General features: G+C 41.6%; 16 protein-coding genes, 2 tRNA genes and 5 pseudogenes. 10 read left to right on the top strand and 13 right to left on the bottom strand.

Features of this window, described 5'->3' with window-relative positions; translation table 11 throughout:
* Positions 1-321: 321 nt before the first annotated feature.
* Positions 322-1,833, bottom strand: coding sequence for an aldehyde dehydrogenase family protein (locus tag FTU72_RS08855; protein WP_166135102.1), 1,512 nt, complete (start codon positions 1,831-1,833; stop codon positions 322-324).
* Between the two features lie 336 nt (positions 1,834-2,169).
* Entirely contained in the window at positions 2,170-3,138 is a 969-nt protein-coding gene (locus FTU72_RS08850; RefSeq protein WP_180052691.1) for an alpha/beta hydrolase, read from the bottom strand.
* Positions 3,139-3,657: 519 nt separating this feature from the next.
* Here FTU72_RS08850 and FTU72_RS08845 point away from each other — a divergent pair.
* Both FTU72_RS08845 and FTU72_RS08840 read left to right on the top strand, forming a co-directional pair.
* The gene (locus FTU72_RS08845) at positions 3,658-4,248 is read left to right on the top strand and encodes a TIGR00730 family Rossman fold protein (protein WP_180052692.1); all 591 of its coding nucleotides are present in this window, start codon (positions 3,658-3,660) and stop codon (positions 4,246-4,248) included.
* Positions 4,245-4,646 carry an NUDIX domain-containing protein gene (locus FTU72_RS08840; protein WP_034170792.1) on the top strand — a complete coding sequence of 134 codons (402 nt, stop codon included), beginning with the start codon at positions 4,245-4,247 and terminating at the stop codon, positions 4,644-4,646. Before FTU72_RS08845 ends, FTU72_RS08840 begins: the two co-directional genes overlap by 4 nt.
* 624 nt (positions 4,647-5,270) lie before the next feature.
* On the opposite strand, the pseudogene FTU72_RS08835 reads toward FTU72_RS08840, so the two are convergent.
* The 3 pseudogenes from FTU72_RS08835 to FTU72_RS08825 all read right to left on the bottom strand — a co-directional run.
* Positions 5,271-5,393 (bottom strand): annotated as a pseudogene (locus tag FTU72_RS08835) (VF530 family DNA-binding protein); the annotation flags it as partial.
* 113 nt (positions 5,394-5,506) lie between these two features.
* Positions 5,507-5,641, bottom strand: a pseudogene (locus tag FTU72_RS08830) (IS3 family transposase); the annotation flags it as partial.
* A 120-nt stretch (positions 5,642-5,761) separates the two neighbouring features.
* Positions 5,762-5,905, bottom strand: a pseudogene (locus tag FTU72_RS08825) (IS4 family transposase); the annotation flags it as partial.
* A gap of 12 nt (positions 5,906-5,917) precedes the next feature.
* On the opposite strand from FTU72_RS08825, the pseudogene FTU72_RS08820 reads away from it, so the two are divergent.
* A pseudogene (locus tag FTU72_RS08820) lies at positions 5,918-7,267 on the top strand (fructose-specific PTS transporter subunit EIIC); the annotation flags it as partial.
* A 29-nt stretch (positions 7,268-7,296) separates the two neighbouring features.
* On the opposite strand, the pseudogene FTU72_RS08815 reads toward FTU72_RS08820, so the two are convergent.
* Positions 7,297-7,533, bottom strand: a pseudogene (locus tag FTU72_RS08815) (hypothetical protein); the annotation flags it as partial.
* A gap of 247 nt (positions 7,534-7,780) precedes the next feature.
* Here FTU72_RS08815 and FTU72_RS08810 point away from each other — a divergent pair.
* The gene (locus FTU72_RS08810; protein ID WP_180052693.1) at positions 7,781-11,128 is read left to right on the top strand and encodes a DEAD/DEAH box helicase; all 3,348 of its coding nucleotides are present in this window, start codon (positions 7,781-7,783) and stop codon (positions 11,126-11,128) included.
* A gap of 18 nt (positions 11,129-11,146) precedes the next feature.
* Here FTU72_RS08810 and FTU72_RS08805 read toward each other — a convergent pair whose 3' ends face one another.
* From FTU72_RS08805 to FTU72_RS08790, 4 genes are all read right to left on the bottom strand, one after another.
* Positions 11,147-12,436, bottom strand: coding sequence for a type II toxin-antitoxin system HipA family toxin (locus tag FTU72_RS08805; protein ID WP_180052694.1), 1,290 nt, complete (start codon positions 12,434-12,436; stop codon positions 11,147-11,149).
* Positions 12,433-12,750, bottom strand: a complete 318-nt coding sequence (locus FTU72_RS08800) for a helix-turn-helix domain-containing protein (RefSeq protein WP_180002657.1) — start codon at positions 12,748-12,750, stop codon at positions 12,433-12,435. Before FTU72_RS08800 ends, FTU72_RS08805 begins: the two co-directional genes overlap by 4 nt.
* A gap of 349 nt (positions 12,751-13,099) precedes the next feature.
* Positions 13,100-13,175 (bottom strand) — tRNA-Gly (locus tag FTU72_RS08795).
* Positions 13,176-13,220: 45 nt separating this feature from the next.
* Positions 13,221-13,296 (bottom strand) — tRNA-Gly (locus FTU72_RS08790).
* A gap of 230 nt (positions 13,297-13,526) precedes the next feature.
* Between FTU72_RS08790 and FTU72_RS08785 the strand changes: the two genes are divergently transcribed.
* From FTU72_RS08785 to FTU72_RS08765, 5 genes are all read left to right on the top strand, one after another.
* Positions 13,527-13,835 (top strand): BolA family transcriptional regulator, encoded by a 309-nt coding sequence (locus FTU72_RS08785; RefSeq protein ID WP_180052695.1) that lies wholly within the window; start codon positions 13,527-13,529, stop codon positions 13,833-13,835.
* Between the two features lie 9 nt (positions 13,836-13,844).
* Complete coding sequence (locus FTU72_RS08780) at positions 13,845-14,237, top strand: SirB2 family protein (protein WP_159124117.1); 393 nt, start codon at positions 13,845-13,847, stop codon at positions 14,235-14,237.
* 61 nt (positions 14,238-14,298) lie between these two features.
* The gene (locus FTU72_RS08775) at positions 14,299-15,135 is read left to right on the top strand and encodes a ParA family protein (protein WP_180052696.1); all 837 of its coding nucleotides are present in this window, start codon (positions 14,299-14,301) and stop codon (positions 15,133-15,135) included.
* Between the two features lie 13 nt (positions 15,136-15,148).
* The gene (locus tag FTU72_RS08770; protein WP_180052697.1) at positions 15,149-15,541 is read left to right on the top strand and encodes a hypothetical protein; all 393 of its coding nucleotides are present in this window, start codon (positions 15,149-15,151) and stop codon (positions 15,539-15,541) included.
* Between the two features lie 194 nt (positions 15,542-15,735).
* Complete coding sequence (locus FTU72_RS08765; RefSeq protein WP_166134737.1) at positions 15,736-16,329, top strand: threonine transporter RhtB; 594 nt, start codon at positions 15,736-15,738, stop codon at positions 16,327-16,329.
* Positions 16,330-16,354: 25 nt separating this feature from the next.
* Here FTU72_RS08765 and FTU72_RS08760 read toward each other — a convergent pair whose 3' ends face one another.
* The gene (locus tag FTU72_RS08760) at positions 16,355-16,993 is read right to left on the bottom strand and encodes a DedA family protein (protein ID WP_034704672.1); all 639 of its coding nucleotides are present in this window, start codon (positions 16,991-16,993) and stop codon (positions 16,355-16,357) included.
* A 493-nt stretch (positions 16,994-17,486) separates the two neighbouring features.
* Here FTU72_RS08760 and guaA point away from each other — a divergent pair, with 493 nt between their 5' ends.
* Positions 17,487-19,055, top strand: a complete 1,569-nt coding sequence (gene guaA, locus FTU72_RS08755) for a glutamine-hydrolyzing GMP synthase (RefSeq protein ID WP_104426908.1) — start codon at positions 17,487-17,489, stop codon at positions 19,053-19,055.
* A gap of 136 nt (positions 19,056-19,191) precedes the next feature.
* Here the strand turns inward: guaA and FTU72_RS08750 are convergent, their stop codons facing one another.
* Together FTU72_RS08750 and FTU72_RS08745 are read right to left on the bottom strand one after the other, a co-directional pair.
* Positions 19,192-20,259, bottom strand: coding sequence for a GGDEF domain-containing protein (locus FTU72_RS08750; RefSeq protein ID WP_368856408.1), 1,068 nt, complete (start codon positions 20,257-20,259; stop codon positions 19,192-19,194).
* 314 nt (positions 20,260-20,573) lie between these two features.
* Positions 20,574-21,926 carry a GGDEF domain-containing protein gene (locus FTU72_RS08745; protein ID WP_166138987.1) on the bottom strand — a complete coding sequence of 451 codons (1,353 nt, stop codon included), beginning with the start codon at positions 21,924-21,926 and terminating at the stop codon, positions 20,574-20,576.
* Positions 21,927-22,164: the final 238 nt, after the last annotated feature.

Here is a 22,164-nt window from a genome sequence, read left to right as displayed (position 1 = left end):
TCATGAGAAAGCCCATATAAATGGGTAATGTACAAGTTGCTGTAGAAGCATGTTTAATTCGTCTGATCACAGATACTTTATAAAGTATTTTAATACTTTTTTGAATCCGTCAATGCGTAAGTCCTAACTTATTTAAAATCAACATAATTATAAATAATCTCTTATTTTTTATGCAGTTTTATTTATTCGTTTAATACAGCCCTTAAAAATACAAATATATCCTCATGACTCTCTTTATAAATTTTTACCAATCAGTTTAAAATTCTGTTTGATATAATGAATGAATCAGGCGGACCGAAGTCCACCCGAATTTAGATCAGTTTAGAAGAAGCCTGCTGGTTTGGTTGAATAACTCACTAACAGGTTTTTAGTTTGCTGATAATGATCCAGCATCATGCGATGGTTTTCGCGGCCAATCCCGGATTTTTTATATCCCCCAAAGGCTGCATGAGCCGGGTAGATGTGATAGCAGTTGGTCCAGACCCGACCAGCCTGAATCGCGCGACCAGCGCGGTAAGAGGTATGTGCTGAACGTGACCAGACACCGGCACCGAGTCCATAAATCGTATCATTGGCAATTTTGATGGCTTCATCGAAGTCTTTAAAAGTCGTCACTGCCAATACCGGTCCAAAAATTTCTTCCTGAAAGGTGCGCATGTCATTGGAACCTTTAAAAATTGTTGGCTCGATATAAAAGCCTTGTCCCACTTCCTGACGTTCATTGCCGCCTAACAAGATTTCCGCACCTTCTTCACGGCCTGTTGCAATACAGCCGAGAATCTTATCTTGCTGTTCCTGTGAAGCTTGAGCACCAATCATGGTCTCGGTATCCAGCGGGTGGCCGGTCTTGATCTTTTTCACTCGCTCTACTGCGAGTTCTAAGAATTGGTCAGCAATACTTTCTTGAATCAGGGCGCGTGATGGACAGGTACAGATTTCACCCTGGTTTAAAGCAAACATGGTAAAGCCTTCCAGGGCTTTTTCCAGGAAGTCATCTTTCTGATCCATGATGTCAGCAAAGAACAGGTTCGGAGATTTCCCTCCAAGTTCTAACGTGACGGGAATAATATTCTCAGTCGCATATTGCATGATCAGCTGACCCACAGCGGTCGAACCGGTAAAGGCAATCTTGGCAATGCGTGGATTAGTCGCCAGTGGACGGCCGACTTCAACGCCGTAGCCATTTACGATATTTAACACCCCTTCAGGTAACAGGTCCTGAATCAGTTCGACCAGCACCAAAATACTCACCGGTGTCTGTTCAGCGGGTTTCAGCACAATACAGTTTCCGGCTGCAAGGGCAGGCGCCAGTTTCCAAGCAGCCATCAGAATCGGGAAGTTCCAGGGAATGATCTGCCCGACCACGCCCAATGGCTCATGAAAATGGTAGGCAATGGTATCTTCATCAATTTCAGAAATTCCGCCTTCTTGGGCGCGAATACAGCCGGCAAAATAGCGGAAATGGTCAATGGCTAAAGGAATATCGGCTGCCAGGGTTTCTCGGATCGGCTTGCCATTATCCCAAGTCTCTGCAACTGCTAGTAACTCAAGATTTTCTTCAAGTCGGTCGGCAATTTTTAATAAAATATTGGAACGGGTAGTAGGGGAGCTGTTATTCCATTGCTGTTTGGCGGCATGAGCCGCATCCAGCGCCAGTTCAATATCTTCCACTGATGAGCGCGGAACTTTGGTAAAGGCTTTACCATCTACGGGCGAGACATTATCAAAATATTCACCTTTGACGGGTGGAACCCATTTGCCGCCAATAAAGTTTTCGTATTGGGATTTAAATTGCACTTTTGAACCGTCAGTATTGGGATCTGCATAACGCATAATTCTATTCCTTGATATGATTATTATTGATAAATGCCGAACCACTTCTGCTCTGCAAAAGCCCTCAGATTCAACATCTCAGCTCTACTATAGAGAGGGAAAAAAATCGCAGGATAAATACTTACAAGCTTGCTACAAAAGGCAACATTTGGATAAAAATGGAATTTATTATTTTTATAAATTTCAATATTTTATTTTTATAATGACATGATTTTAATATGTAAAAAGCATTACTGATCAGCTTGATATTTTTATTTCATATCCAAGCGAAATAGATAAATAAAATTATTGAAAAATAAGACAGGCAGAGCTTGCTACCTATCTTATTCATCTGGCTTATAGGGCTTTATTTTCCAGCCATTGAAATAGCTGCTGATAGACCTGCTCACGGACCGGTTTTTCTGAAAGAACCAGATCATGTATCCCATTTTGAATCGAACAGAGTTTCACATCGCCCTGGATTTTCTGCGCATGTTCAATCATGTCGCGTACCTGAAGAATCACATCACTGGTTTGAGTATTACGATTAAAACGTAGGGGATAAGTGGTTTTGTGGGCATGCATCAGCAAAGTCGGAATACTTAAACGTACACCCTGATGAATTTCTTTTTGTGCTTCGTGAATGGCATGTACAAAACTCAGACGCACCCAGTGATAGCTAGGTTTTTTCCATTCCAGATCAAAATGCCATTCCCCCTGATAGCTAATATGCAGACTAGGCACATAATGACGATTTAAGCGGCTAGGAAATAGCATTTCCGGAAAACGTTTTCCCAGACGGCTCAATTTAGGCACCAGAAACTTTTTCTCAAAAGGCGTCATATTAAAGTCATAAAAAGGACTATTGAGCCATAAGCCTTTAATTAAGGGATGATCTGGATGATGTGCTGCATACAAAGTAGTAATTAATCCGCCGGTAGAATGGCCACTGAGTAAAACCGTGTCATGGCCTTCCTGTCCAATAATTTCAAGAGCCTGGCTGATTTCTGCATCATATTCTGAAAGATGATAGACATTATAAAGTTTCTGATGGGACAGATAGGATCGGCCGTATTTACGTAAATCCAGTGCATAAAAATCAAAACCTTGCTGATTAAAACGCTCTGCCATTTCAGTCTGGAAAAAATAATCAATAAAGCCGTGAATATAGAGGACAGCTTTAGAGGTCGGTTGGTCTGCCTTTTTGCGGATCAGTGTGGCAACTACTGTGCCTTCAGTATCTGGCGGGAATTCTAAAGTGGCCTGTTCATAACCTTCACCCAGAATATCAGGTTGATATTCAAGGCTGGAAAGCGGATGGGACATATTGTTCTACTCATGATTATTTTTATTCACTTATCCTTGTGGATTGGCTTGCATTTGTCAAATCCTGCTGTCTGACCCATTCGAGATCAGTAGTACCATTCAGAGAATAGTCAAATATAAAATTTCAGGTCATTGGCAGCCTGATTGACTAAATAAAAATTAATAAAAAAACCCGGCATCCTGCCGGGGTTTTTCGTATTGGTTAGCTCGGTATAACTCCTGTCGTACCTTACAATCCTTGTGCTTATCTATTGTCATTGTTATATGGAACTTCCTGTTCCTGATGTAAGTATCATAGGAAAATTCTACTATCTGGGATAGCTGCAAAGAACTGGAATCGATGTAAGTCAATGCGTACAAATCTGACTAAAAATTATCCGTATTTTTCTGTAGAAGTGAGGATTTATTCTGAATCATGAGCTTCGATAAACTAGCCGCTTATGGTTATTTTGCTTGTTTTTAAGACAATTTTTTTATTCCAATCCAGTTAGAATACGTTGATTGATGAGGGGGTAAAAAATGAAATCTATTGCAGTCTTTTGTGGTTCAGCTATGGGGAATAGCGAAAATTTTAAAGAACAGGCGCAAGCTTTGGGTGAGTCTATTGCGAAACGGGGAATCACGCTGGTTTATGGTGGCGGCCGAGCTGGACTGATGGGTGTTGTGGCTGATAGTGCATTACATGCTGGTGGAACAGTCATTGGAGTAATTCCACAAAATCTGGTCGATGCAGAATTGGCCCATCCGCTGTTAACAGAGCTGCATGTGGTGAAAAATATGCATGAACGTAAAACAAAAATGTCTGATCTGGCGGATGCATTTATTGCTTTGCCGGGCGGGGTGGGGACTTTAGAAGAAATTTTTGAGCAGTTGACCTGGGGGCAGTTGGGCCTTCATCAGAAGCCTTGTGCATTTTTAAATATGCATGGATTTTATGATGAATTGCTGAATTTCTTGATGAAAACGACTGAGGCTGGATTTACCCAGTCACGTTTTACCGATGCCTTGATTTCCTCAAGTTCAATTGAGGAAGTTTTGGATGCTTTGGAGCATTATCATGCGCCTGAACCGAAATGGAATAAAAGCGTAAAGGTAGTAGAATCGGTATGAGTAATAAAGTGATTACGATTGCTGCGGCTATCATTCTGAATGAACAGAATCAGATTTTGTTGGTTCGTAAAAAAGATACCGATTTCTTTATGCATGTGGGTGGAAAGCTGGAACCCAATGAACTGCCTGAAGCGGCACTCTCTAGAGAAGTTCTGGAAGAAACAGGCTGTGAGATGGAAATACTGTCTTATATTGGTAAATATGAAACCGTGGCTGCGAACGAATTGAATCATTCGCTGGTCAGTTATTTGTATCAGGTTAAATTAAAAAGTCAGCCTCAGGTTCAGGCTGAACTTGCGGAAATGCAATGGGTTGATCTTAATCATCCAGACCTGCCTTTAGCCCCTTTAACTCGGGATATTTCAATTCCGTGGTGTAAGCAGTTATTGGGAATCTAATAGGATCTCAAAAAAATTTAATCTATAGATATGAAATTTAACCAGATTGTCATATTAGAGCGTTAATATTGATGTTTACAAAAGCCCATTTCCCCTCAAATGGGCTTTTTTTATGATTTTTTATCATTAACTACTTTGATGAATTAGATGCTTAAACCTGTATGAAGTGCAATCCTTTTAGCAGGAGTTCCCTAAAAAGATAAATCGAACCAGAGTTCTAGAGATTCAAGATTTAAAGAAAATTTTCTTAATTTGAGAAAAAAGCAGGATTAGTCAGAATATTTAGTCATTGAGAACGACAATAAAAAAAGCCCCAATCTTTCGATCAGGGCTTTTTGAATCTGGAGCGGGAAACGAGACTCGAACTCGCGACCCCAACCTTGGCAAGAGTCACCGACATAAAATACACTAAATTACATAATTGGTATGTTAATAAACTCTATATATAACAGTTATATAGAGTTTTAATTTTGTGTGACGTAATTTAAGGTGGGGTAGGGTACTTTGATTTTTGGTCACTAATTTATTGTGATAATCAACAATAATAACCAACATTCATATGCTTAATCTAAGAGTGTTTTACTGACTGGTATAATTTTATGATGAGAGGGGTGTTGCCTGAGGCTACGGTTTCTGTTTGGCCTTTTGGCGTAAGACGTACAAATATAAGCTTTCTACTTTTTCACGTGTCCATGGTGTGGTACGCAAGAATCGTAATGATGATTTAACACTTGGGTCTATGCAAAAACTGAACCGTACCGGGTTTGTCGGAGACTTTTTTATTTAAGTTAGGCCACCTGACCTAACGGGTTAATCTTATAATCGTACATTGCTTCAAGCTCAAAAGACGATACATAACTCAGCGCATCAAGCACCATATCTGTATTCTTACGTGTTGATACTTTCCAGCCAACAATTGCACATGAAAAAACATCAATAATAAATGTGGTTTAGACCCAATCTGAATGAGTTTTAATATATGTGAAGTCAGCGACCTGAGATACCGTCTTGGTAGTCAATCAGGTTTTGAGATTATTCGGCTAATAAATAATCTCTTTGATAGGCAGTCTGATGTTTTAAAACGCTATAACACAGATCTCTGTACACGACAAATTTCATAGGATCCTTGCCCTATCAGGCTTTTTCTTTCTTAAAATTGCTAGCACTTTCTTAAATTCTTCTTTTTTTCCAAAACCAATCAAACGTAGAATAGCCATTTGAACATAGTCCAAACCGTAGCGAAATAAACTTACTGAAATGTAGGGGTTACACGGTTTGTCGCCATTACAGCATGTCCAACTGGTGTTGCGCATACGTTTATGGCGGCCGAAGCCTTACAACAAGGTGCAGTAAAGCACGGTTATCAGATTGATGTTGAAACCCAAGGATCGGTTGGGGCTAAAAATATTTTATCGGCAGAAAGTATTGCCAAAGCAGATGTGGTGATCTTAGCAACGGATATTGAGGTCAATACAGATCGCTTTGTAGGCAAACGTGTATATCGCTGCAGTACAGGATTTGCCCTTAAGCAAACGGATAAGACTTTTGCAAATGCAATTGCTGAGGCCAAAGTGCTTGAAACGGGTAAGCAAACAGCCACTAAGACAGAAAATGAAAACAAAGAAAAAACAGGAATTTATAAACACCTTTTAACAGGGGTGTCTTTCATGCTGCCGATGGTGGTGGCGGGCGGTTTGATCATTGCCATCTCGTTTATGTTTGGCCTCAATCCTGTTGAAGGAAGCTTTGCCGCATCCTTAAAGCAAATAGGTGCTGCAGCATTTACTCTTATGGTACCTATGCTGGCAGGTTACATTGCTTATTCTATTGCGGATCGTCCGGGTTTAACTCCAGGTTTGATTGGCGGTTTACTAGCAACACAATTAGAGGCAGGCTTTCTCGGTGGATTAGTTGCAGGTTTTATTGCAGGTTATATTGCGTTATTTTTATCGAAACAGCTTAAACTCCCAAGTAGCCTAGAAGCATTAAAACCAATTTTGATTATTCCACTATTGGCCAGTTTAGCTGTTGGTTTAATCATGATTTATGTGGTTGGACAGCCTGTTGCACAATTGTTTGAATTACTCACACACTTCCTTGCCAATATGGGGACGACCAATGCCATGATCATGGGGGTTATCCTTGGGAGTATGATGTGTATTGATGTTGGGGGCCCAATAAACAAAGCGGCTTATGCCTTTACGGTGGGCTTACTTACGTCACAAACATACGGACCGATGGCGATTACCATGGCTGCGGGTATGGTACCGCCATTGGGTATGGCAATTGCAACTTTTCTAGCAAAGCATAAATTTGCCAAACCTGAGCAAGATGCAGGGAAGGCTGCTGTAGTTCTGGGCCTATGTTTCATTTCGGAAGGGGCTATTCCGTTTGCTGCCAAAGACCCGATTCGAGTGCTTCCATGTGCGATCGCAGGTGGTGCTGTAACTGGGGCTTTGGTTGCATTATTTAAATGTGAACTAGTCACTCCTCATGGCGGTGTAATGGTACTGATCATTCCGAATGCGATGAATTATCCATTAAAATATTTATTGGCGATTGCGATTGGAAGTGTGGTGACTGGTGTAGCTTATTCCGTAATAAAACAACGGTTAGAATAAGCCCTTCATAGAAGCTTTGTGAAAGCTATTTAGTGCAATAAATGAATATTATGCTCAATCCTATTTTGGATCAGTTGGAGAGTCTCTGCTTGAATTTGTCCAGGTAATAGGTCATGAGCGATATTGCTGAATCAGATTGTAACCTTACAAATCGAGCCAATAATTTCATCAACTTCTTGGACACAAAGTTCCGCTTCCTGAGTACCAAGTTTCACAAGAGCTTGTCGAGGAATATTCAGTGCCTCACCCATGATATCCATTTGATGTGGAGGAAAGTTCTAAACCTTTACTGATCGCTTCTGCACTGTATTCAAAGGCGATTAATGGCCGACCTGTGATTGCGGTTGAGGAGACCAATGTACCCCAAAGCCAATATTCACCCCATCCATTGTAGTAAACATTAAGTTTTTGAGCATGGATTTATTTCCTTTTGATACGTTGGCGAGCAGTACTGTTCTGAAATGACAGCTTTGTCCGTTATAATTGTATAAACATTTTTGGTTTCTGGTAATTATGTCCTCATTGATCAATTTTCTATCTCGCTTTAGTACTGCAACTCTTCAGCGCAGTCTGAGCTATGCTAAACACATTGATAGGGAAACGATTGAGTTCTTTGAGGAAAAAGACGGGGTTACGATGTATGCCCAAATTGAAGGAACAGATTATTACGATACCGCAATTACCTATAATCCCCAAAAAGACCGTTTAATCGATGACGACTGCACTTGTCCGGTTGGATATAACTGTAAACATGCTGCTGCTTTAGCGCGGTTATTCTTTCAGGAATATCGCCAGGAATTTCAGCAGCGTTATGCTGACTCTCAATCCCCGCAGGGAATCGCAAAACGCCAACGGGGGGATGATCAGGCGCAGCGCTGGTTGAATGATTTTAAACGGTATTTACAACAGACTGAACCAGAGCAATCTGTCAAAACAAACAATTATTTAATTTACCTGCTAGATCAGTCGGTCAGCTTAAAGAAATTGACAGTTGATGTTCAGAAAGCCAGACGCAATAAAAACGGCTCAATTGCGGGGGAAAGTTATTATACCCAATATGAAAATATCACCAGAAAGCATCTGACTTTACCTGAACAAAAACGACAATTATTTAACCAGATTTATTATTATGCCAAAATAAACAGTGACGAACGCTTTTATCAAAGCAATCTTGATATCTCCGGAATTTCATTGGAGCACTTTAAATCTTTTATTCAAAGTGGCGATGTGTACTGGCAAAAAAAGAGCTATGCTGCACTTCAATGGTCAGAACAAGGCTATCACATCGAATTGATCTGGGAACAAGGTGTCAACAAACAGACGGAGCATTTAAACATTGAATTGGTCAATGGCGATATTCGACTCGATTTAAAATCAAATCCACATATCCAGATTCTCGCGAGCCAGCCACCATGTTATGTGGATATTCAACAGAACACGGTGGGCCAGTTATATGGTGAATATACGGCAAATCTGCTCTACCATTTTTTACAGATGCCTGATCTTCCAGCTAAGCTCTTGCCAGAGTTTGAGAAACTGACTCATCAATATTCAGATGTGAAAAATCTGCCTCAACCCGAGTTTATTCAGCATATTGATGTCTTTGAGGGTAGTCCCCAGCCAATTTTACGCTTCGGTGTTTTAGATAAATTTGATTGGAAATGGGAAGAGTCTGTTTGTGCTGAAATTGAATTCTCCTATGCAGGTGGGCGAATTAAAGCAGGTACATCAGGTGACAGTTTTATTGGTGAACAGCATGGCAAAATGGTGCGACAGCTTCGGGACTTAGTTCAGGAACAACAGTCAATCCAGCGTTTACAGCTATTGGTCGAATCACTGAAGTGGGTGAAAGATCTTAGTTATGACCAGCAATTAAAACTGGATAAACAACGTCTTGATTCTATGGTTTTTGCTTTCTATGGAGACTGGATCAAACAGCTCATGCCCATCAATCAAATTGAGTTGATGGGCTGGCAGATAGAGCATCTGGAAAACAGCCCCTTTAACCTGCAATATGTCGAAAATTTAAATATTTCTATCACTGAATCTGAAGGTCAGCAGGACTGGTTCAATATCGGGGCGACGGTTCAAGACAGTGCAGGTAATTCTTATAATTTGCTTGATGCGCTCGTAGCTTTGGTGCGAGTAAATCCTGATTTACTTGATCCGCGGACGTTTATTCATCTGCATGACAGTCAAATTTTCACCGTGAAAACTGCAGTTGATCAACCTGATTTGGCGCTATCCGCTAGGGATATTAAGCCGGTATTGTTGCATCTGCAGAGCATTTTACAGCAAGAAGAGCGCAGTATTGATCGCTATGATGCGAGTCAATTATTAGAATTGCAGCATAATCTTGGGATGACATGGCAGGTCAGTGATCGCCTGCAGCAATTTGTACAGAAATTCAAACAAGGCTATCAGCAACAACTGCCGACACCACAAGGTTTTCAGGGGGAGTTGCGTCCATACCAGCAGCAGGGCTTAGGCTGGTTACAGTTTTTAAGCGAAACCCAGCATGGCGGGATTCTGGCAGATGATATGGGCTTGGGGAAAACAGCACAAACTTTAGCCCATTTACTCATGGAAAAGCAGGCTGGATATTTGCAGGACAGTCCCGCCTTAATTGTTGCACCCACATCGCTGATGCATAACTGGTTCAAAGAAGCGGAGAAATTTACCCCTGAGCTCAAGGTATTGCTGCTACAGGGGCCCGACCGCCATCAGAATTTTGAGCAGATTCCGCACTATGATATTGTGTTAACCACCTATCCGCTTCTAGCGAGAGATGAAGAACAACTAAAGCAATATGAATATCATCAACTCATTTTGGATGAGGCGCAGAATATCAAAAATCCGCGTGCCAAAGCTGCACAGGTAGTACGCCAATTAAAAGCACGACATCGTTTGTGTCTAACAGGTACCCCGATGGAAAATCATTTGGGTGAACTGTGGGCACTATTTTATTTCCTGATGCCAGGATTTTTATATTCACAAGAAATTTTTAATAAAAAGTACCGTCATCCGATTGAAAAACGCGGTGATCAGCAGTTAAGGCAAAAGCTGGTCAACCGGATTAAGCCCTTCATTTTACGTCGCTTGAAAACTGACGTAGCCAAAGAATTGCCAGAAAAAACTACGATTGAAGTCAATATTGATATGAATGACCAGCAATCCAAGTTATATGAGGCTGTTCGTGCCACGATGCAGGCAAGCATTCAGAAAATTGTGGCAGAAAAAGGCTTTAAGCGTAGTCAAATCCAAATTTTAGATGCCTTGCTGAAGCTGCGTCAGGTCTGTTGTCATCCTAGCTTGCTGAAACTGGATTCAGTTAAAACCGGGCAGGCGTATTCTGCCAAACTTGAACAGTTGATGGATATGGTTGTTCCAATGGTGGAAGAGGGACGAAAAATTCTTATTTTCTCTCAGTTTACCTCAATGTTGGAACTGATTGAACAACAGCTCTATCACGCAGAAATTGGCTATGTGAAGCTGACTGGAAAGACCAAAAAGCGAGATGAAGTCATTACAGCATTTCAGTCTGGACAAGTGCCGGTATTTTTAATCAGTCTGAAAGCAGGAGGGGTTGGTCTGAATCTAACTACCGCAGATACGGTCATTCACTATGATCCATGGTGGAACCCTGCTGCTGAAGATCAAGCTTCAGATCGTGCATGGCGGATTGGACAGGACAAGCCGGTATTTGTCTATAAGCTGATTACTAATAAAAGCATAGAAGAAAAAATTCTTGCCTTACAGCAAAATAAAGCAGAACTGGCACACTCTATTCTAAGTACAGATCATGAAGGCGAAGCGAAACTGACGGAAAATGACGTGATGAACTTGTTTGAGAAATTTTAGCTTGGTTACAGGTTTCCTCTAATCATCTGTAAGTATCTGAAAGTCTGGATGCAATTTTTTCCAATGTTCTCTTAATTTTTCTTTATGAACAGAAATCATAGGTAAGTCTAGTAATAGCGCTGGCCATACTGACCGTGCTTTGTCCATAATGGCGTGAAGTTGTTTTTCAATAACACGCCATGGAACACCGACTTTTTCCGCCCATTGTTTAAAGTGTTTCATCTCAGCTAAATACCAATCTTTATTTTTGGCAAGATTCAATGCGAAATGACGCTCATTTTCAATATATACACTTGTCATCAATATATCGTATGCAGGGGATAATCTTGGCGTTGTTTTATCGTGATAAATCATACTCCAGTTCTTTAAGTGTGCATCTCCATTGGCGAGCAAAATGTTGACAAGTAAGCGGCTGGCAAATTGCTGAATATCAAGAATTTTGTTATCTGAAAATTGATAAATGATCTTTCCTATCTGCTCATAATTTGTGGTGCTGTATTTCTGCTGTGGATATGCACCGAAGATCTGAGCAAAGTCTTCGATGTGAATAAGCTCTGTAGTATCAGCAGTACTCTGTCTATCAAATCTTTTTATTGCAAAAGCATATTGCTCTTGGGGTAAATTTAATGGTGGAAGGTTTTGTAAGAGTGCCATATCCACCAAGCGAATCTCAGGGACATCTATTCCGACCATTTTGGCAAGGCTCATCATAGAATATTCATTTAGCGGAACAAAGGCATGTCTGGAAGAAGGAGTTTTGACAATCCAGTCCCCGAGTAGAGTCGTTTCCGTTGCCTGTGCTAATGTAAAACGCCCATCTTTGGCTTTCATGGAAAACTTCATTTGGACGCCGGCCAAGGAAAACTTATTATTTGTCCGAATCTCTTGTTTTAATATCTGATCTGGATTCGAGATCTGAAGCTTAAATTTTATTCCATCTGGGATTTCTTCTGGATCTAATGGAGTCGCAATGAGTGCTCCAGGTAAATCATGACCTAAAGCTGCCAATAACTGAAATTCATTGTCTATATGTACTTTGAGGCTTTGTGCAATCAGTTCGCGTAATGCACCTTCTGGTAGCAAGTTTGATAGCAAGGGATGTAAACGCTGATGTGTAACATAGGTCTTTTCTAAAATCTTATCCACTTGAGGATACAAGGGGGAAGTCAGCAGGCTCAAGGTTGGGCGTTGCTGATCAGAGCGGAAAGAATCTGTAAAAACCAGAATATTTTTTCCGCTCTGAAATCCTGCCAAGTATCCAACGACAGCGTGATGTAATGTTAATTTCAGGACGGCAACAGTATTCATGGTTCCTCTCCTCCGAGAAGACCCTTCCATGGGTTAGTCATTAAGTCATCCTGATCTTCAATAGTGACTTTAATTTCATCATTCAATAATTGTCTAATCAAATGAACCTTATCATCAGGGATGAGCATCAGTTGAGCATTTAATCCTGCCGCTATAATTTCTAAGGTCTCTAATCGAGGGTTGCCCTGACTTTCCAGTTTTTGGTACTGCTGTCTTGAAATGCCTGTACGGGATTGCATATCAACTTGCTTTAAGCCCAATTGGGTTCGTCTTTTTTTGATTTGCTGTAGTAAAGACTTATTTAGTGTAGACATATTTATTGCTTTTTGGTGGTATAAGAAGCATATTAGTTGCTTTTTTATTAAGAAGCAATGACAGAAATTATTAACAGGCTCCGCGGCATCAATATTTAGGATCTAGGCAAGCTGATCTTGTTTAACATAAGCCACTTAGTAGTAGCTAATACTATCTTTTGTTTTGGAGTTTTTTTTATCTTGTATGATTGATACTCTGGAGCATCATCTACACGGTTTTTTGTTCACAGTTTTGAAAGAGCACTTTTGTAAACTTACTTTTTTAAGTATAAAAATTTCTTATGAAGTAAAATATTGAATAAAACAACAATAAAAAAGCCCCAGTCATTCAACTGAGGCTTTTAGAATCTGGAGCGGGAAACGAGACTCGAACTCGCGACCCCAACCTTGGCAAGGTTGTGCTCTACCAACTGAGCTATTCCCGCAGGGTCGATCAATTTTTTACTTTAAAAAATGAACAAAAAAGAATTTGGAGCGGGAAACGAGACTCGAACTCGCGACCCCAACCTTGGCAAGGTTGTGCTCTACCAACTGAGCTATTCCCGCATGCCGTGTATAATACAGCATGCAAAAACAGGGTCAATAACTTTATGAAAAATCTTGTGTCGATTGCATAAAATAAAAGCAATATTCTCTGTGCTTCCAGACAATTAGACAAAATTTATGCAAAATTTAATGAAATCTCGGCACAATCAAATAATTGCAGACATTTCTTGCACCGAAATAGCGGATAGAACAGGGTATACTGGACCCATATCTTGAATCGGAGTCAGGCCATGAGCTTAGAACAACAACTGAAAGACCGTTTGGCACAATTGTCACCTACCTATCTGGAAGTCGTGAATGAATCTTCAGGTCATGGTGGATATTTCCCGGGTAAGGAATCGCATTTTAAGGCGGTGATTGTCAGCGAAGCTTTTACTGGCCTGCGTGCGGTACAACGCCATCAAAAAGTCTATGCTGCGGCAGGTGATTTGCTTTCTAAAGATAAAATTCATGCCTTGGCAATTCATGCTTTCTTGCCTGAAGAGTGGACAGGACAGGACACGTCTAGTCCAGAATGTGCACATGCACCGAAAAACTAAGAGGATTTTATGGATACCCAGCTTTTAGTCAAGATTATTCATATGTCTGCGGCAGGACTGGCCATTGTGGCCATTCTTGCACGTGCTATTACCCTGTTTGTGGATACACAGGGCAATCAGCCGAATCCAAAAGCACGTGTATTTCTGGTCGCTTTGCAGCACCTGGTCATTAGCGTGATTGCCTTAACTGGGATTATTGCCCTGTTTTTAAAGAATTTTGATGTACAGCCTTGGTTTTATGCCAAAATCATTTTATTCCTGGTGCTGATTTCATCCCTGGGCAAGGCGTATAAAAAAGATGATTCAATCCTGCTGGTACAACGCCGTGCTGGCTTATTTATTGCTGTGGTTTCACTTATTGCGATTATGGTATTGGTCATGATCAAGCCGAATTTTGGCTAAATTATTCATCAGTCAATGAACTAAAACATACTGATCATTAGAAAAATAAAGAGGGGTGTTTATGCATACTCGTGTGGTATTTAATCAGAAAGGTGGGGTAGGGAAATCGAGTATTGCAGTCAATCTGGCTGCAATCAGTGCGCATCAGGGGCTTAAAACCCTGTTAATCGATCTTGATCCGCAGGCAAACTCCAGCCAGTATTTACTAGGGGATGATGCAACTTATTCGAGTGACAAGCCGGCGCTAGAACCGAATATTGAAAACTATTTTGAAGATGTATTGGGGAACCAGCAGAGCAAAAGTTTAATTGGTAATGCGATTGGCTCAATTCTCAAGACACGGACTAAAGGGTTGGAAAGTTATCTGCATCAATCACCTTTTAAAAATCTGGATGTCATTCCGGCGAGTCCGAGTTTGGGCACGTTGGCCCATGCACTGGAATCCAAGCATAAGATTTATAAGCTGCGCGATGCCTTGCAACCACTTGCTGAGCATTATGACCGGGTGTATATCGATACTCCGCCGGCATTTAATTTCTTTACGCTTTCAGCACTGATTGCTGCAGACCGTGTTCTGATTCCATTTGACTGTGATGTGTTTTCTAAACGGGCCTTACAAACCTTGATTGAGAATGTCATCGAAACTCAGGATGATCATAATGAGTGTCTGGAAATTGAAGGCATCGTGGTCAACCAGTTTCAGGCTCAGGCAAAACTGCCGCGAGAAGTGGTACAGCAACTGAAAGATGAAGGTCTTCCGGTGCTGAACAGCATGTTGCCGCCCTCGGTGCTGATGAAAGAGTCGCATCAAAAAAATCAGCCATTAATTCACTTGGCAACTGATCATAAATTGACTCAGGCCTATCAATCATTGTTCAATGAGATAGAGCAGCATTAAGATCGAGTTAACTATGAAACTTGTGAAAATAAGCCTGGCGATCAGCATACTTAGCTTGCTGAGTGCCTGTGCAACGACGGTCAAACCGACCTATGTTTCACCGACCCATTATCAGACCCTCAACTGTCAGCAGCTTCAGGGTGAATACAACCGTATTCAGCAGTATCTTGATAATGGTGTTGAGCCGCCTAAACGTACAGGTGTCGGCGTAGGGGTAGGCGTCGGTGGTGGCTGGGGCAGCCGCGGCGGCTGGGGCATTGGTCCGAGTGTATCAGTGAATATGGGGCAGTCTTCCAATACCAAACGCACTGAAACGGCACGTCTAGTGGGTGAACAGGAAGCTATTGTACAAGCTGCAAAATTTAAAGCTTGCCCGATTATTGTCCGTCAAAACACCAATAAATAGCCCTCTAAACATCAAAAAAATGCTGACTTTAGGTCGGCATTTTTTCTATCTTAAAAGTGATTGGTCAAGTGACAGAGTTCACAGTATTTGCCAGAAAAAATGACCGATGCGCATAAAATTTTGAAAGATCTCGTCTTGTGATCAGAACACGAGATTGGTTAAGGTAATCACCTTGTCTGATATGTCTAACCACCATGATTGAAAACTGGCTCTTTGTTTTTGCAACAATAGCAGTGCTGATGATCCCTGGACCTGCCAATGCATTGGTGGCCAGTTCTGCCTATCAGCAGGGAACAGCCAAAACCAGTCTGTATATTCCCGTCATTCTGGTGGGGTATTTATATGCGATCAATGGGTGGGCTCTGCTGGTTCATCTGTTTTCACCAATCTGGCCGAGTTTTCAGGAACTGGTGCATGTGCTGAGTGCAATCGGTGTGGGCTGGATGACCTTCCATTTATTCAAGGCTCGGCAACTGGAACAATATAATCAGAGTCATCCTCAAATCCGTCCCTGGCAGATGTTTAAGGGAACCTTGAAAAATCCCAAAGCAGCGCTTCTGGCAACCGGAATCTTACCGCTCTCTACTTGGGAAAGTCCGAGTAACTTTGTTCTGATCTTTGCCATTTTTACTGGGATTGCCTTGCTGGTTGCATTGTTCTGGATGATCTTTGGACAAGCGATTCTGGCGGGAGAGTCGGCAAAAAGAAAAGCCGACCTGATTTATAAAGGGTCGGCTCTGTTTTTACTGCTTTGTCTGGTGCCCTTGTTGATCAATTGGCTGGAGTAAATGTTCACTCAACTGCTCTAGGCTTTCAGGCAATTTTATTTTTCTTGAGTTTCTGCTGAATAAAGCCAATTACACCTGGCATAACACTTAAAATAATGATGCCAAAAATCAGATGAGTGAAATTATCTTTGACGATTGGCATATTGCCGAATAGATAACCCAGGATCACAAACGAACTGATCCAGAGAAAGCCACCGATCATATTGTAAGTCAGGAAATATTTGTAATTCATACTTCCCGCACCGGCAACAAAAGGTGCAAAGGTACGTGCGAAAGGAATGAAACGGGCAAAAATAATGGTTTTACCGCCGTGTTTAACAAAGAACTGCTGGGTAGCAAGCAAGTGCTTTTTATTGATAAAACGTGATTCGATCTCAAATACACGTGGCCCAATATATTTACCAATATGATAATTCAGGGTATCGCCCAGCACTGCCGCAGTGAACAGTAGTGGAATCAGTACCCAAGGATCCATTGCACCCGTTGAAGCCGCCAGCGCACCTGAAGCAAATAGCAGACTGTCTCCCGGCAGGAACGGCATCACCACTAGTCCCGTTTCAACAAAAATAATCAGGAAAAGAATGCCATAAATCCAGATGCCGTAATTGGTAATGAATTCGAGCAGGTGATCATCAACGTGGAGGATAAAATCAAGCAGTTCCATAGGGAAAAAACAAGCGAAAAGGTGATCAAATCCTAACAGTCTGGGGCATGAAAGTCAGTACCGAAAAGGAAAATAATTGCCCGCTCATCCCTGATGGGTGAATTAAAAATTTATCTTACAAATTGGCGGTGAATTCCTGCAAAAACCGGCTTGGCATGAAAACGTCATTAAAATAAAAATTAAAAGGTGGCTCCCATGTTTAACCCTTAACGCCATCCAAGTGAAGACCGTAATAGAGGATAGAGGTAAGCGAAATAAACTTTCAATAGCCACTTAACTGGCCGATCTTAAAATGGTTGAAATCCAGATAGGGTGATAAATACGCTGAATTCTGTGGAGAGAAGGGAAGACTCTTCTGTTGAATCGAAAGCGTTATTCCATCTAAAAAAATAAACTGCTTAATTATTATGCTGATGGGAATAGTGTGCTTAAGCCTAATAAAAATGCTAGAATACGGCGCTTATCTTTCGTTTGCCTTTCATAGTTGTTTGTCATGACTACCAATACTCAAATTACTGAAGATCGTATCCTGATTCTGGATTTCGGTTCTCAATATAGTCAGCTCATCGCACGTCGTGTCCGTGAAGCTGGTGTATATTCTGAAATGTATGCCTATGACATGTCTGAAGAAGACATTCGCGCATTTAATCCAAACGGTATCATCTTGTCTGGTGGACCTGAAAGTGTTCACCTGGAAGGCAGCCCGCGTGCGCCGCAAGTGGTATTTGAGTTAGGTGTACCTGTACTGGGTATCTGTTATGGCTTGCAAACCATGTGTGAACAGCTTGGCGGTAAAGTTGAGCCAGGTACTGTACATGAGTTCGGTTATGCAGAAGTGGATATCGTGGTACGTGACCAGCTGATTGGTCAGTTGCAAGACCGTGAGAACCAGCTGCATGTCTGGATGAGTCATGGTGACAAGGTTGCACGTATTCCAGAAGGCTTCCAGGTGACTGCAAGCACACCAAGCTGCCCGATTGCCATGGTGTCTGATGAAACCCGCCGTTTCTATGGGATCCAGTTCCACCCTGAAGTGACACATACTTCGAAAGGTGCAGAATTACTGTCTAACTTCGTACACCAGATTTGTGGGTGTCGTGGTCTGTGGACACCAGAACATATTATTGACCTGCGTGTAGAACAGCTTCGTGCACAGATTGGCAATGAAAAAGTATTGTTAGGTCTTTCAGGTGGTGTCGATTCATCGGTTGTAGCGGCACTTCTACACAAGGCAATTGGCGATCAGTTGACTTGTGTATTTGTAGACAACGGTCTGCTTCGTTTGAACGAAGGCGATCAAGTGATGCAGATGTTTGCAGACAACATGGGGATCCGCGTGATCCGTGCTGATGCTGAAGATCGTTTCCTTTCTGCATTGGCTGGAGAAGTTGATCCAGAGAAAAAACGTAAAATCATCGGTCGTGAATTCATCGAAGTCTTCGCTGAAGAAGCACGCAAGCTCGATGGCGTAACCTTCCTTGCACAAGGTACGATTTATCCAGACGTGATTGAATCTGCTGCTAGCAAACAAGGTAAGGCACATGTCATCAAGTCGCATCACAACGTAGGTGGCTTGCCAGAAGATTTGGCATTTGACCTGGTTGAACCATTGCGTGACCTGTTTAAAGATGAAGTACGTAAATTAGGTACGACTCTAGGCTTGCCACACAGCATGATCTACCGTCATCCGTTCCCAGGTCCAGGCCTTGGTGTTCGTATCTTAGGTGAAGTGAAAAAAGAATATGCTGATATTCTTCGCCTTGCTGATGACATCTTCATGCAAGAACTTCGCGCAAGCGGCTGGTACGACAAAACTGCTCAAGCTTTTGCCGTATTCCAACCAGTGAAATCTGTGGGTGTGGTCGGTGATGGCCGTCGTTATGCATGGGTAATTGCACTTCGTGCAGTTGAAACCATCGACTTTATGACAGCGCGTTTTGCACATCTTCCATATGACCTGGTAGACCGTATTTCTACACGTATCATGAACGAAATTGCTGAAGTTTCTCGTGTGGTATATGACGTTTCATCTAAGCCACCAGCAACAATTGAATGGGAGTAATTTAGGGATTTCAAGAAGCAACGCTTCTTGCCTAAATTATGCCAAGAGCTGTGCTCGCGGCAGTGTCTGACGGTTCAGATATATCCTTATAAAAAGAGCGCTTCGGCGCTCTTTTTTATTATCTTTCAAATGACATTTAAACCGGTTTAACCTGCCAGTTTTGAAGTTCTCCAAGCAAGCCCTGATCCAGTTCAGGGTCATAACATTCCACTCTGTTCCGACCATTGGCTTTAGCCTGATACAGGGCAATATCAGCCTGTTTAATCAGCGCCATTAAATCCGTTTCACTGCTTTCCAGAATGGCCGCACCAATTAAAACGGTGAAATCAAGACGATGCCCATGTTCCAGATTGACCACAATATTTTCGATTTTGTGTCTTAAACGCTCGGCAATTTTGAGTGCATCATCTAGTGAAGTTTCAGGAAGGCATGCGATAAATTCTTCACCCCCATACCGTGCCAGCACATCATGGCGCCGCATTTCATTACGTGTGGTCTTCGCAATCAACTGCAATACCTGATCTCCAACATCATGCCCATAACGGTCATTGATCTGCTTAAAATGATCGACATCAAAGACCAGCAAACTGATTGGAGCAGGCTGTTTAAGATTCTTTCGGATCAGCTGTTGCACCAGATATTTAAAACAGCGTCTATTATTCAGGCCTGGCAGCGAGTCAGTATGGGCGAGATTTTCAAAGGTCTGACGGTGATATTCATTCAGGGTGTGTTGCAGGAATACCAAACGGGATTTTAGTGTAGAGTTCCAGCTGATATATAAACTGAAAGTCAAAACCGGCATATAGATCAGGGAAAACAAGAACATCTGGTACAGGTTAGCTTGGGTATTGAAATACACACCGATATAAATCACCAGTGTAATCAGACCGGAATTAATCAGGCTAGGCCAGAAGCGGATCTGTACACATAAATTGGCCAGGACAATAAAGACCAGCGAAGCATATTGATAAATGAGCGTATGCGGACTTTCAGACTGGTTTAGATTAAAAAACCAGATTGCACTTGCTCCGATAATCGAGGTCGGCAACAGCAGGTCAAATACAGGCAAATTCCGGTAAAAATGATACATCCAGATGGTTATCAGCACGATCACCAAGGTATAGCCTAGTTTGGTCAGAATGAGCAAATTCATAATGTCATTCAGTACCAGAATATCGGCAAGGGTGTAGGAGGCATATGCCACCTGTGCAAATAGGTTTACCTACAACAAATATTTTAGAGTGAGCTGTTTCTGATGCCTAAAGTAGGCAGGTTTTAAAGACCCAGGAATACGAACAAGAGGATCGTGAAGGGCATCCTGAAGCAGGAGGCGAGCTTCTTCTTCATATTTATCTGGCATATCGCCTTCCCACATTAAATCCAAAGAAATGAATAAGATGAATATTTATATTTGTATGAAAATATTCTATTCTTTTAGGAATTATTTGAAAAGCATCACAAACAAATTTAGGCCTAATTCTTAAATTCTTGTCTAATAATCTTGATTTTGCTATCAGGTTACAAAGCAGACCAAGACTGTTTCGCTTTATGATGAGCGCCAGACTGCTCCTGTTTATTCAAAGGTTTAAATACATTCCAGGGATTTGGAGATAGGGGTTTAGTCGGTTGCAGCATATTAGGATGATAGACCCGAATCCGGTTTCTTCCCGCTTTCTTAGCTTCATAAAGCGCAATATCTGCATGCTTAATCAGGTCTTCAAGCTCCTGTTGCGGAGATTCAAGTTCAGCAATACCGATAGAAATCGTGAACTGGATTTTCTGGTCAGAATTGATGTGCATCACCTGCTTTTGAATCGAACAGCGAATCCGTTCTGCAATCATCAGGCAGTCCTGTAGCTGGGTATCTTCCAGCAAGGCAATAAATTCTTCTCCACCAAAACGTGCCAGTACATCGCTAGAGCGCATTTCTTTACGGGTAATTTCAGCAATCAGTTGTAGCACCCGGTCACCCACATCATGGCCATAATTGTCATTGATTCTCTTGAAATAATCGACATCAAACATCAAAAGACAGGTGCTGGCAGGCTTTGGCCATTGATGGATTGAACGTTCCGCCATATCCACAAAATGACGACGATTAAATAACTGCGTCAGATCATCAGTATGAGCAAGATTTTTTAAGGTTTGATAGTTCCATTCATCCAGCAAAGTGCGTAAAAAAGAGCGCCGTATGTTGATGATATTATTCCAGTTGATATAAATACTAAACGCCCAGAGAGGCGTGAAAACAACGGCGAAAATAAAGGCCTGCGATAGACTCATGAGATGGGTTACCCCAATCATGATAAACAGGGCGATAAAAATAGAACAATACAGCGCACCCTTAAACTCGGTCTGTACACAGAGATTGGTAATTAAAACAAAGATCGCAGAGGCATAGATATAAGTTGACACATGCGGGCTACTCGACAGCAGGAGCAGGCTAATCCAGGTCGCTGCAGCCACAGTCGTGCCCACAGGCAAAATCATGTCCAGAACCCGGATATTCTTTTGATGCTTAAACAGGTAATAGCAGCAAAACATGACAGCAATGACCAGTGATACCCGGATCAGGCCAGACAGGAAAAACATGTCAGGAATAATAAAAATATCGGCAAAGAAATACAGCAAAAAGGCGATCTGCGCCATGTAATTAATCTGGCGAAGATTTTGATGACGATGCACATAAAGATAGTTATAAAAGTACTGCTGGAATTGCGCAGGAATAGGTGCAGCGCGATGTACAAGCGCATCTTCAATTAACTGGCGATTTTGCAGATCACATTCGGCCAACTTTAATGATCTATCTGTGGTCGAGTTTTGAAAAGACATATTCGCCGTTGAATATATATTTTCATTCGAGGATGACATGTCCTGATCCAATCTTATTTTTATTGGGTCCTATTATGGACCAAATGAATAAAAAAAAATCTCCCTAGAATCAGGGGGTAGTACGAATTTTAAAAAGAAAACGTAACAAAATTTTTGTTTTGTAAATATGAAGCTATACGGATCACATTTTTATAGATTGCTGATTTTAATCATTTATATCAATAAAAATAGGCGTTTCACGTGAAACATGAGCATGATGAATAAGTTGATTTAAACG

This window comes from Acinetobacter sp. YH12137 (genome assembly GCF_013418535.1).
GTDB lineage: Bacteria > Pseudomonadota > Gammaproteobacteria > Pseudomonadales > Moraxellaceae > Acinetobacter.
The sequence above is the reverse complement of the archived record's forward strand: the minus strand, read 5'-3'. Positions and strand labels throughout refer to the sequence as shown.